Genomic DNA, 15,754 nt, shown 5'->3' on the forward strand with positions numbered 1-15,754 from the left:
GAGGTGTACATGATGAAGCAGCTTACGAGGTTTTTAAAGCCATATACGAAACTTTTGATTATAGGTCCTAGTTTTAAGCTTTTTGAAGCAATTCTGGAATTGTTTCTGCCTTATTTCATGTCAAAAGTGATTGACGTTGGAGTTGCCGGCAGGGATAAGAGATATATTCTTATGATGGGTGGTGTTATGCTTGGCACTGCTATTATTGGAATTATATGTGCCTTAATCTGTCAGTACAGTGCGTCTTTAGTGTCTCAGGGAGTTGGAACCGATATCAGGAATGCCATGTTTAAACATATTGGAACATTGTCTAATACCGAACTGGACCAATTTGGGACAGCATCATTAATAAACCGTATTACCAACGACATCAACCAGGTACAGCTTGCAGTGGCAATGTTGATCCGCCTTGTCATCCGTGCACCATTTTTGTGTATTGGTGGTTTGGTTATGGCCTTTGTCCTGGATGTAAAACTGTCGGTTATTATGGTTATTGTCTTACCTGTTTTTGTTCTCATACTTTTTCTTACCATGATGAAGACGGTTCCTTTATACCGGGCAGTTCAGAATAAATTAGATCAGATTGCCCTGGTACTTCGGGAGAATTTAAACGGAGTCCGGGTTATCCGTGCTTTTGCAAGAACAGATTATGAAAGTAAACGATTTGGAAAGCGTAACAGAGAATATTCTGATAATGCAATTTTAGTAGGAAAGGTTTCTGCGCTGTTAAATCCTTTAACCAGCCTGGTTATGAATTTAGCCATCGGTGCTATCATCTGGTTTGGCGGTATCCGGGTTAATGCAGGCAATATGGCTACCGGAGAAGTAATTGCATTTATCGGATATGTAACCCAGATTCTGGCTGCATTGATTGTCATTTCAAATCTTGTAGTTATATTTACAAAAGCGTATGCTTCTGCCGGCCGGGTTATTGAAGTGTTTGAAACCAAAGCAAGTATAGTAAGTACAAAAGATGGGATGGATTCAGAAAAGGCAGAGGAAGCTTTCAGTGATATCATTGTTGAATTTAAAGATGTATCCATGTCCTATAAAGCGCATATAAATAAAGAGAAGGAACTTTTAGATGCTTCGGATAACAGCCCTGATATCGGACCTATAACTTTTCGGGTAAAACGTGGTGAAACCATAGGTATTATCGGAGGAACAGGTTCCGGTAAAACCAGTGTTATTAACTTAATACCCAGGTTCTATGATGTAAGCAGTGGAAGTGTGCTGGTAGACGGAGTAGATGTAAGAGATTATCCGCTTCAAACTTTAAGAAATAAAATCGGTATCGTTCCGCAAAAGTCAGTATTGTTTTCCGGTACCATCTCTGAGAATATCAGGTGGGGGAAAATTGATGCCACAGAAGAAGAAGTTCGTAATGCGGCAAAAATTGCACAAGCGGATGAGTTTATTAAAGAAATCCCAGACGGGTATGAAACCAGGATATTACGGGGCGGCGTTAATGTGTCCGGTGGGCAGAGACAGCGAATCACCATAGCCAGGGCACTGGTCAGAAGACCGGATATTCTCATATTAGATGACAGCTTTAATGCCCTGGATTTTGCAACGGATGCCGCACTCAGAAAAGCCATTAAACGAAACACAGGGGAGATGACTACTTTTATAGTATCCCAGAGAGCCAGTACCATAAAAAATGCAGATCAGATCCTTGTTATGAACGAAGGCGAGATTGCAGGTATCGGAAAACATGAGGAACTGCTAATGAACTGTGAAGTATACAAAGAAATCTGTCAGTCACAGGAAATGCAGAAATCGGAAGGATAAGAAAAGGAGCATACCATGAAAAAATCTCTATTAAGACGGCTATGGGGCTATGTGGGCAGATATAAAGCCCTTTTAACAGTTGTATTTATTTTTGCTTTATTGGGTAATACCATATCTATATTTACACCCCTTCTTACCGGACATGCAATCGATAAGATAGTAGGTGTCAGCCAGGTGGATTTTAAAGGGTTAATTCATATAATAATACAATTATTGGTGCTTTTTCTGGTAAGCAGTGTATTCCAGTGGCTTATGTCTTATGTAAGCAGCATTGTTTCCTATAACACCATTCATGATATCCGTAAGGAAGCCTTTGAAAAATTGAATACACTTCCCTTAAAATACTTTGACGGCAATGCCCATGGGGACATCATAAGCAGACTGACCAATGATATTGATGCAATCTCGGATGGTCTGTTACAAGGTATCACACAGGTTATGTCGGCAGTCGTTATCATAGCGGGATGTTTTATCTTTATGTTAACAATCAGTCCCATCATAACCCTGGCAGTTGTATTAATTACACCGCTGTGCTTTTTTATCGCCTCTTTCATAGCCAAGCATTCTAAAAGGATGTTTGCAGAACAATCAAAGACCGTTGGGGAACTAAACGGATATGTGGAAGAGATTATTGGAAACCAGAAAATTGTAAATGCCTTTGGATATGAAGAAGAATCTCTGAAACACTTTAATGAAATCAATAACAGACTGTATAAGGCTGGTCAAAAAGCCCAATGGTATTCCTCCCTGACCAATCCGACCACCAGGCTAATTAATAATATAGCTTATGTATCCGTAACGGTAATCGGTGGTTTTTTAGCTGTGGCAGGCAGATTATCCGTTGGTAATATTGCAAGCTTTTTAACTTATTCCAACCAGTTTGCAAAACCAATTAATGAAATTACCGCCATAGCTTCACAGATACAGTCAGCCTTTGCCTCAGCAGAACGAATTTTCTTTCTGTTAGACTTAAGTGAGGATACCCCTGTATTAAAACCGGAGGAATCTTTACTGGATTGTGAAGGAAAGGTTAGTTTTAAGCAGGTCAGTTTTTCCTACCGGGAAGAAGTGCCGCTTATCAGAAATCTTAATTTAGAGGTGGACAAGGGGAATATGATTGCAATCGTAGGCCCAACCGGTTCTGGAAAAACTACTCTGGTGAATCTTTTAATGCGTTTTTATGATGTTAATTCCGGAGAAATCAGTATAGACGGAAAAGATATATATCATATCAACAGAGATAAGCTCCGTAGGACCATTGGTATGGTATTGCAGGAGAGCTGGTTATTTTCCGGTACAGTTGCCGAGAATATCGCTTACGGAAAACCGGAAGCCACCAGAGAAGAAATTGTTAGCGCTGCCAAAGCTGCCAGGGCACACAGCTTTATAAAGCGTCTTCCAAACGGTTATGATACCAGAATAGAGGAAGACGGGGGTAATTTATCCCAGGGACAGAAACAGTTATTAACAATAGCCCGTGTCATGATTATTGATCCGCCTATGCTGATTTTAGATGAAGCTACCAGCAGCATTGATACCAGAACTGAAATTAATATTCAAAAGGCATTTAACAAAATGATGGAGGGCAGGACCAGTTTTGTAATAGCTCACCGTTTGTCTACAATAAAAGAAGCAGATACCATATTGGTTTTACAGCATGGGGATATTGTTGAACAGGGCAGTCATGAAGAACTGCTTAAGAGGAAAGGTTTTTATTATACACTTTATAACAGTCAATTTGCAGTTTAATAGTTTTGAAATAGTTTTGACATAAGAATGGCACAAAGGTCATTTATGTTAAGACTACCTGATTGGATGATATTATTTACCATTATTTGGATGCTAAATAATGGTAAATTTAATGATCATAAATTTTAAAATCTTTAGTATGAGGAGTAAAGAATGACTAGGTTTGTGACTAAACGCAAATTACGAAAGATGATTATCCTATGTATCGGCTGCCTGTTTCTTAGTCTTTTTATTATGAAGTTGCCAACATCTGCGAAAGCTTCCTCACCTTACTACATAAAGGTGAATAAGCAGCAGAATTGTGTGACCGTGTATGGAAAAGATAAAGAGGGTAAATATACAGTACCTGTAAAAGCAATGACTTGTTCTACCGGTCCGGATACGCCGCTTGGTACATATAATACACTTGAGAAATACAGGTGGAAGTTATTAATGGGAGATGTGTGGGGACAATATTCTACAAGAATAGTTAAAGGTATTTTGTTTCATTCGGTTTGGTACTACAAAATGGATGAAACGACTCTTTCATCCACCCAGTATAATAAATTAGGTACTTCAGCCTCCCACGGCTGTATCAGACTTACAGTAGAAGATGTGAAATGGATTTATGACAACTGCCCCCTTGGGACAACCGTTGAAATCTATAATGCTAAAGAACCCGGTCCCCTTGGAAAACCGGAAACTATTAAGCTTCCTGCCGGTACAGGCTGGGATCCTACAGATCCTAGCAGTAAAAACCCTTTTAAGGACAAAACCCCAAGCTTTAACGGCGCAGTAAATAAATCGGTTGCCTGGGGAGTAAAAACAAACCTACTGTCCGGTGTAAAAGCGGCTTCTACTACCGGAACTGACATTACCGAAAAGATTAAAGTAGAAGGTAGCCTGGATGTTTATCAAGCAGGAAAATATAAGATAAAGTATATGGTCACCGATCAAATTGGTAGAACTGCGGAAAAGACAGTAATTTATACAGTAAACCAGTGTAAGGAAAAGCCAAAGCTTGTAGGCGTAGCTGACAGTAGTATTGGAGCAGATACCGTAGTAGACCGGGCATATGCTTTAGAGGGTGTAACTGCATATCTGTCTACGAAGAAGCTTTCTGCTAAAGATATCAAAGTTAAGATAACAAAAGGAAAAGAGGATTCCTATGTTATTAATTATTCCATTAAAGCAGAAAACAAATTAACCGGTACCGCGAAAGCAGTTGTTCATATTGACACGACACCACCGGTATTGGAAGGTATTTATTATAGGGAATTAACATTGAAGCAGCTTCAGGCCGGCAGTGCGGAAATTAAGAAATTGGCATTAAAGGATGTTAAAGTAAAAGATGATTATTCCAAGCTGACACCGGATAAAGTTAAGGTAACGGTGAAAGCAAAAGATGATTATGCTTATACGGTAACCTATAAGGCAGCTGATGAAGTTGGTAATGTCACCAGTGAAACCGTACAATTTACTTATTTTGCAGGAGCCAGGATAGACGGAATTTATAATCATTATGGGATTCCTGCCGGTACAGATATTACAGAAGAGTTCGTTAAACAGGGAGTTACGGCTATCAATAGCGACAGTGAGGAATGTACGGATAAAATTACTGTTAAGATAAGCACTGGAGATAATGTATTATATAAAGTTATTTACTCCATAGAAGACAATGATGGTAAGATAATTTCCATTACGGCTTATTTTACAGCAGATGGTGAACCGGTAGAACCTGATCCGAGTACGAAATCTGCTGATGATAAATCCGGTAACACAGATAAGGCAGGTAATAAAGATAATTCAGGTGATACTTCTGATCAGACTGGTACCACTGATCAGACGGATACGACGGATGGGGCAAATTAACGACTTTTTATTATAGTCTTAGGAAGCACGGATTTGTATAACCTGTGATTATTGCTACAGCCTAGATTGTTTCTTCGTATATAATGTATTAATAAATGGAAGAAAACAGTGCTTATGGTTGAGATACTCCCTTCTAGGTTGACAAGTAAAATAATAAGACTTGTCACTTAGAAGGGAGCATATTTTTTAATCTAATAGATATTACATCCATAAATACGCTCCGCTATGGATGCACACCTCGCGGAGAGGAAGTTTATTACTGTTAATCCGCGATGGTACGAAATTGTCAGTAAACTGACAATTTTGCTCTGGGAAGAAAAGCAAAGTTTTCTAATGTAAATGATATGGATATTGTGCAAAGATGTTTAGGGGAAACTACTGTAGCACTGGAAGCTAATGTTTAGGCCTCATCAAAAGCGTGTATATGAATGGATTTTGATGTATCAATCTTTAGACGCTTACAAAGGGTTAACTTTGGAAGGCTTAGCATTGAAATAAATTTATCTGATATTGTACTTATAATATAATCTTTTTTACTGCATATTTACAAAGTTTATATCTGCGTATATAATTTAATTACATTATACAAATTATGGAATAAGGTGGTGAATCAGTGAACGTAATAATTGCTGTTTTTATTTTCAGTTTCATTATTGTAGTTCATGAATTGGGACATTTTCTGCTTGCTAAGAAGAATGGGATATTTGTGAAAGAATTTTCTATTGGGATGGGACCAAGAATTATATCCCTGGTTAGAACCAGTAAAGGAAGAAGAGTTGTATGCTTCCTGTCCCCGCATGAAATGGAAGTTAATCAGGATGGGAATTATAACACCATTTATTCGTTGAAACTATTCCCTATCGGAGGCTCCTGCATTATGCTGGGAGAGGATGAAGGAATGGAAGATGATAATGCTTATAGTAATAAGAGTGTTTGGGCGAGGATATCTGTAACGCTTGCTGGTCCGTTTTTTAATTTTTTATTAGCTTTTGTACTGTGTATGGTTGTTATAGGTATCAGCGGTTACGATATAGGGTATAGTCCTGCGGTTATCAATCAAGTGTTAAATTCACCGGCTATGAAAAGCACCGGAATAAAACAGGGTGACCTTATTACCAATATGAATGGAACTGAAATTTCTGCCGGTTATGATTTTCTAAATTATATTCAGTTGAATCCATTAAGCGGTGATAAGGTAGAATTAACCTATATACATAATGGGAGACGTGGATACGCGACCTATATACCGGATAGGATATATAAGCTTGGCTTTAACTATCAGTCAGTCCCTAATAATAAGGGTGTTGTAATAACTCTTTTAACGAATAATCTTCCAATGGAAAATGCAGGACTTCTTGTCGGAGATGTAATCCATAAAATCAACGGATATACAATCAAAAATGAGGATCAGCTGCAAAATTATTTTATAGAAAATCCACTTACGAAGACAGAGGTTTTTATTACTTATTCCAGAAATGACAAACTTCAAAAACCGGTCAGAATAACACCGGTTTTAAGTAAAGAGTATGAACTTGGGTTCAATATAAATACCGGAAGGCAGAAAGCAGATTCACTTGAAATTATTAAATCTAGTGCAGTTCAAATTAAATATATGGTTACGAGTACTGTTAAAAGTGTAAGTCAGTTAATACAGGGAAAGTTGGGGCTTCATGATATGACTGGTCCTGTTGGTGTTGTGGGTATGATTGGAACTGTCTATAATGCCAATAAGAATGATGGATTATTAAATTTGTTTTTAAGCCTGGCCAATATGACTATTTTGCTTAGTGCAAATTTATGTGTGATGAATCTGCTCCCCTTACCGGCGTTGGACGGAGGGCGGCTGGTATTCTTATTATTGGAAGTATACCGTAAGAAAGCTGTAAAACAAGAAAGAGAAGGACTGATTCATTTTGTAGGTTTAGTGGCATTATTTGTTTTTATGGTAGTTGTTATGTTCAATGATGTCAGAAGGCTGATATAGCTTTGGCTTTACGAATTAGTATATAAGGCTGCTTCTTATTAATAGGAAGCAGCCTTATTGTGATTATTTTTTTGCGATCATTTTTTTAATCATCTCTAATTTTTGTTTATCTGCAGGGGACATATCTTTTGTTAAGATTTCGACCATTAAATTCGTTTCATCTTGGGAAAAAGTAAGCCCCAGGGCTTTCATTTTTGCGTTGGCTTTTATTAAAATCGGCAAAGCTTTATCTGCAGGTTTTCCTTCTGCCTCATTAGCTAAATCAACTAAAACAGCTAATTTTCTGGCATCGATATTCTTCATTGCAGGATGGTTAATCCATTCTAAATCCTTCATCTCTGACTCCTGTCTGCGTTATAACACGCGTTTTAATAAATTAGTTATTCATTGTTTGGTGGATCTTGTGTCATATTGAACATCATGTTGATATTCTCAAAGGTACTTTTTTGTTCTGGTGTTAAAAAAGCTCCTAAAATATCCATCATATCCGGGCTTGAGCTACCGCTGTTACTATTTTCGGTGGACCCGTCGGGATTCTCTGTATTTACAGATTGGGAGGCCATTGAAGCGAAGGCGGTATATGTATCGTAGAGATTCTTAGCTTTGATTAAATTTAGAATAGTATCTATTAATTCCCTCTCTTTATCAGTGCATACAGTTCTTACATTAGTCAGTAAAGCTTCTATATCAATATTTTGTGTTCTCATACTAAAAGTTGTAATGGAATCCTTGTGACGGATTGAATTATATGCATCCATTAATTCCCCGGTTTTTACGATAATCTGAGCTGACTGCTGAGTGTCACTGTCAAGATAAGGAAAAGCGGCTCTGACTATATCCAGAATATGGCTGAATATATTTTGTTTTGGTGCCGAATCCTTAAAGGTTTCATCGATATCCATGGCTTCTCCAATTCTCTGTTATCATTATACTATATTCATAGGAATCTAAAATATTACTAATAAGCGCTTAGTGAAAGACTTACCCTATTCCATGAAATAAAAAAGACCGGGATATGGGAACAGTATAAACCTGAGATTGTCTGCTTACAGGCATTATACATAACCATAATTCCGGTCCGATATTACTTAATTCTTAACTTATAATCAATCAAAATGCGATTAAAATGGTTTCTATGAACATTTAATAAAATTATATGAAAGATATCACAAGTAAGAATACATATTATTGGGGATATACTAAATGAGATTCATCAATATTAATAAGTATTTCTTCTAAGAACTTTTTCGCCAGATATTTTGCCATATTTAAGTTCATATCCAGGTAATTACCACAGTTTATTGCAGCTGCACCAGGTACTTCACCTTCGAAATTCTGGATAAACCCAAACAGTTCAACCAACAATGGTATAATATCCTTTGATTCATAGTCACCGGCAAGTATTAAATAAAATCCTGTCCGGCAACCCATAGGTCCAAAATAGATTATTTTTGAACCGTAATCTGGGTGATTTCTAAGGAAAGTCGCGGCAAGATGTTCCATGGTATGGATTTCCGCCGTATTCATAACCGGTTCAAAATTAGGTCTGGTCATACGGATGTCAAAAGTGGTAAGGACTTCGTCTCCTACGGTATCTTTCCTTGATACATAGACACCTCTTAACAATTTAATATGATCAACGGTAAAACTTGCTATCTGTTTCATAATAACCTCCATCCGCCCATTAGTGGCAATTAAATATTGAGTAAAAAAACATATTTTTGCTTATCTTCGGTTGAACTGTGTTTTTTCACTTGGTCTGTCTTCTAGAATCCTTTATCTTTTAGTATTGATAATTTACTGCCAATATAATAATATGAATATTATAACATATATTATCCAGTCAAAAAAGAATAAATTTATGAAATATTAATTTTGATTTGTGAACGAAAAGCTTATTGAATTAATTTAGGAAAATTACTTCAAGGAACTGGATTTTTTATTGGATATCGTATATAATGCAAGAGGAAATGGAACTACCAAATAAAATGCAAGAGGAAATGGTAACTACCATATAAAATGCAAGAGAAAAAGGTAACTATACCATATCGAATGCAAGGGATAATGGAACTATACCATAAGAAGAAAGGATATAAAACATGTTTGACAGCATAATATTTGATTTAGACGGAACCTTATGGGATTCGACCGATGCAGCGGCAATCATCTGGCAAGAAGAAGCTTCAAAATATAAAGAGGTGACAGACATTATCAGTGCTGACCGCTTAAAAGCCTTATATGGATTGCCTTTGGAAGAGATTGCAGTTAAGCTGCTTACCAGCGTACCAAGGGAGACAGCAATAAAAATTATGCGAGAGAGTACAACCAAACAATGTCCGTACCTTGAAAAGGTAGGAGGTATCCTGTTTCCAGGCTTGGAGGAAACTCTGAAAGAATTAAAGAAAACCTATCGGCTTTTTATTGTAAGCAATTGTGAAGAAGGCTATATCCAATGCTTTTTAAAAGCACATCAGCTGCAGGATTACTTTGAAGATTTTGAATATCCCGGCAGGACAGGTGTGTTAAAGGCAGATAATATCAGGCTGATTGTCAAACGCAACAATCTTTTAGCACCGGTCTATGTAGGTGATACCGCAGGAGATGCAACAGCTGCAAAAGCCGCAGGACTGCCCTTTGTTTATGCCAGATACGGCTTTGGGCAAGTAAAAGAGTCTGATTATGTAATTGACTCCTTTGATGAACTTTTGAAGCTGTAAATTAGGGATTGACTTTTCTGTAGGTGGAAGATATACTTTATTTATTAGCGATATTAAAGATACTCCCATATGGTGGAATAAAATTATATGGGTAACTAAGAATAACAGAATATTATTCTATAGATAATAATAACAGAATATTCTTTTCCGAGGATTAAGAATAGTAGATATAGTACTGATTTACAGAGAGCTGTGGAGGGTGGAACCACGGTAATTAAGATTATATTGAATGGACTTATAGGATCAGGAGGAACAGTGTAAACTTAGTAATGCCTGACGGGAACTCTGCCCGTTATCAAGTGAGGGTATATCGGAATTGGTCAATAAGAATCAATTAAAGGGTATACGAGAAAGTGGACGTATCTTACGTCAAACCGGGTGGTACCGCAGAAGCAGATTCGACTTTTGTCCCAGTAATAATTACTGCGACAGGAGTCTTTTTTTAATTTATAGGAAAGTTCTTAGAACTTTCCAATAAATTAAAAAGCCTTCCAGGCAGGATGCGCATGACGCACTTAAGGAAGATTGTCACTGTCGTGACAGCGCGTCAGCGCTAGAGTCTGGCGAGCCAGACTCTTTGTTCTTTTTACAGGAAAGTTCTCTGAACCTCCTGTAAAATAAAATCCACCCTTGCAGGAGGCATACCCCCTTAAAATTGTTATATGACTAGAATTATTATAAAGGAGAAAAAATATGTTAGATGGAAAAAAGACATTATTTAGCGGAATGCAGGCAACGGGCAGCCTTACTTTAGGAAATTATATAGGTGCATTAAGTAACTGGCTGACATTAAATGAAGAATATCAATGCTTTTACTGTGTGGTAGACCTTCATTCCATAACGGTAAGACAGGACCCGGCAGAGCTTAGGAAAAGAGCAAGGGCATTGCTGACTCTTTACATTGCAGCAGGTCTGGATCCGGTTAAGAATTGTATCTATTACCAGTCCCATGTATCCGGTCATGCGGAACTAAGCTGGATTTTAAATTGTTTTACTTATATGGGCGAGTTAAACCGAATGACACAGTTTAAGGATAAATCGGCAAAGAATGCCGATAACATCAATGCCGGTTTATTTACGTATCCGGTTCTTATGGCCGCGGATATTCTTTTATTCCAGGCAGATGTGGTTCCGGTAGGTGCGGACCAGAAGCAGCACCTGGAGATAACCAGGGATATTGCAGAACGTTTTAACGGTATATATGGTGATGTATTTACAATTCCTGAGCCTTATATCGGTAAAACCGGGGCTAAAATTATGAGTCTTCAGGATCCTGAGAAAAAGATGTCTAAGTCCGATGAAAATATCAATGCCAGTATCTATTTGACAGATGATACCGATACCGTCATACGTAAGTTTAAACGAGCTGTGACTGATTCCGATAATCAGATCATATATTCCGAAGATAAACCCGGAATTAAAAATTTGATTGATATCTACAGTACAACTACCAATAAGTCCATCGAAGACGTTGTTAAGGAGTTTGACGGCAAAGGGTATGGCGATTTTAAATTAGCAGTCGGAGAAGCAGTTGCTTCTATTTTAAAACCGATTCAAACCAGAGTAGAAGAACTTAACAAGGATAAAGCCTATGTTGATGGAATTATTAAGGATAATGCAGAAAAAGCCAGTTATTTTGCCACTAAGACCTTACGTAAGGTACAAAAAAAGGTGGGTTTTCCTGAGAGAGTAAGGTAAGTGACAAAAGGAAGTAATGATTCTCAATAAAGTAATTCTCAATAAAGTAATTGTCAATAAAGTAAATTGAGTTAAAATCATGATTACGACATAGGAATATGACATGGAGGGATTGCATGAAGGTAGTTTTTTTAGAAACCGATACCTTAGGAAATGATGTAGATTTATCTGTTTTTAATGAATTTGGTGAAGTAGTAAAATATAATAAATCAGAGCCGGATAAGGATTTTTTGAGGGCAGCAGATGCGGATATTATCATCGTAAATAAGATTCCAATGAATGAATCTACGCTGTATAAAGCTGACCATTTGAAGTTAATATGCATAACCGGAACCGGTACTAACATTGTGGATTTTGCATATACCGGCAAAAGAAATATTGCTGTTACCAATGTAAGAGGATACTCTACCAATTCTGTTGTTCAACATACATTTGCCCTTCTGTTTTATGTATATGAAAAGTTAAATTATTATGATGACTTTGTAAAAAGCGGTGAATATGCCAGAAGTGATATATTTAGCTGTTTTGATGTCAAATTCAATGAGCTTTATGGGAAGACCTGGGGGATAATAGGACTTGGTGAAATCGGAAGAGGTGTAGCAAAGATAGCCCAGGCTTTTGGCTGCCGTATTAATTATTATTCCACCTCGGGTAAGAATACAACAACTGATTATCAGCAGGTGGACTTTGATACATTGCTGATGTCTTCTGATATAATATCCATTCATGCTCCTCTAAACGCTAAGACAGAGAACCTGATTGATGAAAATGCTCTAAGTAAGATGAAAAGTACCGCGGTACTGCTAAATTTAGGCAGGGGTCCGATTATAAATGAAGATGCATTAACACAAGCTTTGGAGAAGGACCAAATTGCTGGAGCTGGGTTGGATGTCATAAAAATTGAGCCTATGTTACCGGATAATCCCTTACTTCGCATAAAAGACAGTAAGAAATTAATTATCACACCGCACATTGCCTGGGCAACGGTAGAAGCAAGGAAACGCTGCGTGGAAGAAGTTTATCAGAATATAAAAGCTTTTTTATGCGGTGAAGAAAGAAATATTGTTAGATAATATACAATATATGTATGGTGAAAAAAGAGAAACTGTTGGATTATAAACGATATATGTATGGTGAAGAAGAGAAATTGTTGGATTATAAACGATATATGTATGGTGAAGAAGAGAAACTGTTGGATTATAAACGATATATGTATGGTGAAGAAGAGAAATTGTTGGATTATATATGATATTTGTTGTGAGAAAAGAATGACTGCCAATAGAGATACTGATAAGATGCACAAATAGTATATGGATCCATAGACGAAATATTAATTAATTAATTAGAATCAGCGATAAACCCGGTACTCTGGAAGCAGGTATTACCGGGTTTTTATCGTCTAAAGTAAAGTATATAATTTACTGTTGTTTGCTACATAATATAGTCATAAAAAAATTGGATAAATACAATTTTAAGTATAGTAAATGATGAAACAATTTATTATATAGTATATTGTTGTTCCAAGTTCAGCTGCTTTAGAAACGGTATGAAAGTATCACTGCCTTTTATAAAAATTTAACAATACTTGCATAAATCAATATAAAAAGCTATAATGAAAAGAGTCAAATTACGTCAATAATGCAGAAGTTGGTCACAGTATTCATGTAGTTACAATTTAGAAAAGGTTAAAATTATTTTAAGCTCAAGTACTTCCGCTAAGTTTTGTGCTGTGGGTTTTATGAAAGGAATGTTAATTGTAATGGCAGAACAAATAAACACAAAAGATAAGATTGTGAATGCAGCCTGGGAGTTATTTCATAAAAAAGGATTTGAAGATACTACGGTAGAGGATATTATCGCTGCTGCGAAAACCTCAAAAGGAACTTTTTATTATTATTTTGATAGAAAAGACGCACTTCTTGATACCTTATCGACTATTTTGGATCACGAATATGAAAAACTAGAGAAAAAGATGAATCCAGATCTGAATAGTTACGATAAACTGCTTTATATGAATTATGAAATGCATTTATTTATTGAGGAACAGATCGATATAGATTTGCTTTCTTCCCTATATTCCACTCAGCTTTTATCAAAAGGACAATCTGGATTATTAGATCAGAACCGGGTTTATTATAAATTAATCACAGATATTATTGAAGAAGGTCAAAAAAATGGACAGATTACAAAGAATAAATCCGTTCGTGAGATAACAAAATATTATACCTTATGTGAACGTGCGATTGTTTCTGACTGGTGTTTAAACAGAGGAAATTATTCGCTGGCGAAATACAGTAAAGAATATATGCCAGTTATGTTGCAGGCCCTTAAGGATAATGAAATGCAGTAATTTATATAATCAAGATTCTAAATAATAGACCTTTGAGCTTGATAATACGGGTAAAAAGGATTGAATAATTTAGCTAGACAGACAGTTATAATGAAAGATTATAGGAAAAATAATTCGTAAGATTAGTTTGCTAAATCCATGAAATGCCGTAAAGGTTTAAATCCTTGTTTTGACAGCATTTTCATGGATTTTTTGTATATGGTCCTCAGGCTGAAAATGTGAAACTGTAATATAGGTTACGCTAAATTATAAACAGACCAGTTTAATTAAGGCTTAATAACTCAGCGTTTACCCATAACTGCTTCAATCTCTTCGATACTGCGTGGAGTGATAGAAGAGAGATTTTCACAGCCATGTTCCGTAATCAGGCAATTATCTTCGAGCCGGAAGCCGATTCCCCATTCTTCACAGTATATTCCTATGTCTACGCAAAACACCATTCCAGGAGCAGTAATCATCTCATTTACAGGTGATACCCTGTCATGAACGTCGTAACCTACGTGATGTGCGCCGCCGTGCCATATGTATTTTCCGGCATCTTCATATTTCTCACACAGACCAATATTTTTTAACTGTTCATAATTGAATTTTCGGGCAATTAAATCTACTTCCTTCATGGGTATACCAGGTTTTAAGAGATCAAACATATAATTCGAGGTCGCATAAGCGCATTCGTATAGCAGCCTTTGTTTTTCATTAAACTTACCATTGCAGGGCCAGCCTCTGGAAACATCATTAATCATATTGTCATAACAAGCTCCTACATCGTTTAAAATCATATCTCCGTCCAATGCCTGACCACGGTAATCGTAGTAGTGGATGCAGAAATTATTCTTACCGGCAGAAATAATGGAAGGGAAACCAGGAGATAAGACTCCGTGGTTAGCAAGGACATAATCAAATTCTGCTTTATATTGGTATTCATACATTCCTGGTTTTGAGGCCTGCATCATTGCTATAATCCCTGCTTTTGTAATTTCCTCTGCTTTTTTCATGGCTTCTATTTCACAAGACTGTTTTATCGTTCTTTGTTTCCTTAAGCTGGCTTGCAAATTTTTAATACAGAGAAAGGGGTAACGTGTCTTTAGGTAGGCAGCAAGTGTATAAGCTTCATTATCCGGTTCTTGTTCTTTTAATTTATCAAAATCGAAGTACAATATTTCTACAGCACCGGAATCTATTAGCTGCTCCAGTATTCTTTTAAACTCCTCGAGGGGTTTAATTATGGTGATACCTGAGAGATCAGAAGCATTCGTATCCGTAAGACGTTTTCCCGTCCATCGTTCTGCCATTAAATCAGGAGGGAGCAGAAAAAGGGTTTCCTCAGTAATAGTAGCTTGTTTGTACAAAGTAAGGATACTCTGTTCCTGTTCAATACCGGTCAGATAAACAAAACTACGGTTTGCAAAAAAGGGGTAGTACTCATCACCTGTTTTTCTGGGCGCTTGTCCGGAGAACAATACTGCCAGGGAACCCGGTTCCAGGCTGTCTAAAAGGTTAGTTCTGTTTGCTTTGTGAAATTCTTTCTTCATGTTTTCTCCATTCCGCCGTTTAATAACGGCATTATTAATCCATGTGGATAACTAAAAAATGTGCATCCTCTGTGTCTTTTTT

General features: G+C 36.9%; 13 protein-coding genes and 1 other annotated feature. Of the genes, 9 read left to right on the forward strand and 4 right to left on the reverse strand.

The genetic code is table 11. The annotated features are described in order from the left end of the window. The first annotated feature begins 12 nt into the window (after window positions 1–12). From QA584_RS11890 to rseP, 4 genes are all read left to right on the forward strand, one after another. The gene (locus QA584_RS11890; RefSeq protein ID WP_278275157.1) at window positions 13–1,791 is read left to right on the forward strand and encodes an ABC transporter ATP-binding protein; all 1,779 of its coding nucleotides are present in this window, start codon (window positions 13–15) and stop codon (window positions 1,789–1,791) included. 15 nt (window positions 1,792–1,806) lie between these two features. Further along, a complete protein-coding gene (locus QA584_RS11895) occupies window positions 1,807–3,540 on the forward strand; it encodes an ABC transporter ATP-binding protein (RefSeq protein ID WP_278274726.1) in 1,734 nt (577 codons plus the stop codon). Window positions 3,541–3,693: 153 nt separating this feature from the next. Continuing rightward, complete coding sequence (locus QA584_RS11900) at window positions 3,694–5,391, forward strand: L,D-transpeptidase family protein (protein WP_278274727.1); 1,698 nt, start codon at window positions 3,694–3,696, stop codon at window positions 5,389–5,391. 613 nt (window positions 5,392–6,004) lie between these two features. Continuing rightward, window positions 6,005–7,375 (forward strand): RIP metalloprotease RseP, encoded by a 1,371-nt coding sequence (gene rseP, locus QA584_RS11905; RefSeq protein WP_278274728.1) that lies wholly within the window; start codon window positions 6,005–6,007, stop codon window positions 7,373–7,375. A 63-nt stretch (window positions 7,376–7,438) separates the two neighbouring features. Here the strand turns inward: rseP and QA584_RS11910 are convergent, their stop codons facing one another. The 3 genes from QA584_RS11910 to QA584_RS11920 all read right to left on the reverse strand — a co-directional run bounded on the left by QA584_RS11910 (window position 7,439) and on the right by QA584_RS11920 (window position 9,040). Next, a complete protein-coding gene (locus QA584_RS11910) occupies window positions 7,439–7,711 on the reverse strand; it encodes a hypothetical protein (protein WP_278274729.1) in 273 nt (90 codons plus the stop codon). Window positions 7,712–7,755: 44 nt separating this feature from the next. Then, entirely contained in the window at window positions 7,756–8,277 is a 522-nt protein-coding gene (locus QA584_RS11915; protein ID WP_278274730.1) for a hypothetical protein, read from the reverse strand. 283 nt (window positions 8,278–8,560) lie between these two features. Next, window positions 8,561–9,040, reverse strand: a complete 480-nt coding sequence (locus QA584_RS11920; RefSeq protein ID WP_278274731.1) for an S-ribosylhomocysteine lyase — start codon at window positions 9,038–9,040, stop codon at window positions 8,561–8,563. A 434-nt stretch (window positions 9,041–9,474) separates the two neighbouring features. Here QA584_RS11920 and QA584_RS11925 point away from each other — a divergent pair, with 434 nt between their 5' ends. The 5 genes from QA584_RS11925 to QA584_RS11945 all read left to right on the forward strand — a co-directional run bounded on the left by QA584_RS11925 (window position 9,475) and on the right by QA584_RS11945 (window position 14,140). Then, complete coding sequence (locus tag QA584_RS11925; RefSeq protein WP_278274732.1) at window positions 9,475–10,092, forward strand: HAD family hydrolase; 618 nt, start codon at window positions 9,475–9,477, stop codon at window positions 10,090–10,092. A gap of 141 nt (window positions 10,093–10,233) precedes the next feature. Continuing rightward, window positions 10,234–10,508 (forward strand) — a binding site (T-box leader). Between the two features lie 277 nt (window positions 10,509–10,785). Further along, on the forward strand, window positions 10,786–11,790 hold the full coding sequence (trpS, locus tag QA584_RS11930; protein WP_278274733.1) for a tryptophan--tRNA ligase: 1,005 nt from the start codon (window positions 10,786–10,788) through the stop codon (window positions 11,788–11,790). A 116-nt stretch (window positions 11,791–11,906) separates the two neighbouring features. Further along, window positions 11,907–12,863 carry a D-2-hydroxyacid dehydrogenase gene (locus QA584_RS11935; protein WP_278274734.1) on the forward strand — a complete coding sequence of 319 codons (957 nt, stop codon included), beginning with the start codon at window positions 11,907–11,909 and terminating at the stop codon, window positions 12,861–12,863. A 35-nt stretch (window positions 12,864–12,898) separates the two neighbouring features. Continuing rightward, window positions 12,899–13,039, forward strand: coding sequence for a hypothetical protein (locus QA584_RS11940; protein WP_278274735.1), 141 nt, complete (start codon window positions 12,899–12,901; stop codon window positions 13,037–13,039). 510 nt (window positions 13,040–13,549) lie between these two features. Continuing rightward, window positions 13,550–14,140, forward strand: a complete 591-nt coding sequence (locus QA584_RS11945; RefSeq protein WP_278274736.1) for a TetR/AcrR family transcriptional regulator — start codon at window positions 13,550–13,552, stop codon at window positions 14,138–14,140. A 281-nt stretch (window positions 14,141–14,421) separates the two neighbouring features. Here the strand turns inward: QA584_RS11945 and QA584_RS11950 are convergent, their stop codons facing one another. Beyond that, the gene (locus QA584_RS11950) at window positions 14,422–15,672 is read right to left on the reverse strand and encodes an aminopeptidase P N-terminal domain-containing protein (RefSeq protein WP_278274737.1); all 1,251 of its coding nucleotides are present in this window, start codon (window positions 15,670–15,672) and stop codon (window positions 14,422–14,424) included. Window positions 15,673–15,754 lie beyond the last annotated feature (82 nt).

The organism is Anaerocolumna sp. AGMB13025 (assembly GCF_029689925.1).
GTDB lineage: Bacteria > Bacillota > Clostridia > Lachnospirales > Lachnospiraceae > Anaerocolumna.

Excerpts from the sequence above, each read along its gene's own strand:
- QA584_RS11915 (WP_278274730.1), bottom strand. The coding sequence starts at position 8,277 with ATGGATATCGATGAAACCTTTAAGGATTCGGCACCAAAACAAAATATA.
- QA584_RS11950 (WP_278274737.1), bottom strand. The coding sequence starts at position 15,672 with ATGAAGAAAGAATTTCACAAAGCAAACAGAACTAACCTTTTAGACAGC.
- QA584_RS11945 (WP_278274736.1), top strand. The coding sequence starts at position 13,550 with ATGGCAGAACAAATAAACACAAAAGATAAGATTGTGAATGCAGCCTGG.
- QA584_RS11920 (WP_278274731.1), bottom strand. The coding sequence starts at position 9,040 with ATGAAACAGATAGCAAGTTTTACCGTTGATCATATTAAATTGTTAAGA.
- QA584_RS11935 (WP_278274734.1), top strand. The coding sequence starts at position 11,907 with ATGAAGGTAGTTTTTTTAGAAACCGATACCTTAGGAAATGATGTAGAT.
- QA584_RS11900 (WP_278274727.1), top strand. The coding sequence starts at position 3,694 with ATGACTAGGTTTGTGACTAAACGCAAATTACGAAAGATGATTATCCTA.
- trpS (WP_278274733.1), top strand. The coding sequence starts at position 10,786 with ATGTTAGATGGAAAAAAGACATTATTTAGCGGAATGCAGGCAACGGGC.
- QA584_RS11895 (WP_278274726.1), top strand. The coding sequence starts at position 1,807 with ATGAAAAAATCTCTATTAAGACGGCTATGGGGCTATGTGGGCAGATAT.
- QA584_RS11925 (WP_278274732.1), top strand. The coding sequence starts at position 9,475 with ATGTTTGACAGCATAATATTTGATTTAGACGGAACCTTATGGGATTCG.
- QA584_RS11890 (WP_278275157.1), top strand. The coding sequence starts at position 13 with ATGAAGCAGCTTACGAGGTTTTTAAAGCCATATACGAAACTTTTGATT.
- QA584_RS11910 (WP_278274729.1), bottom strand. The coding sequence starts at position 7,711 with ATGAAGGATTTAGAATGGATTAACCATCCTGCAATGAAGAATATCGAT.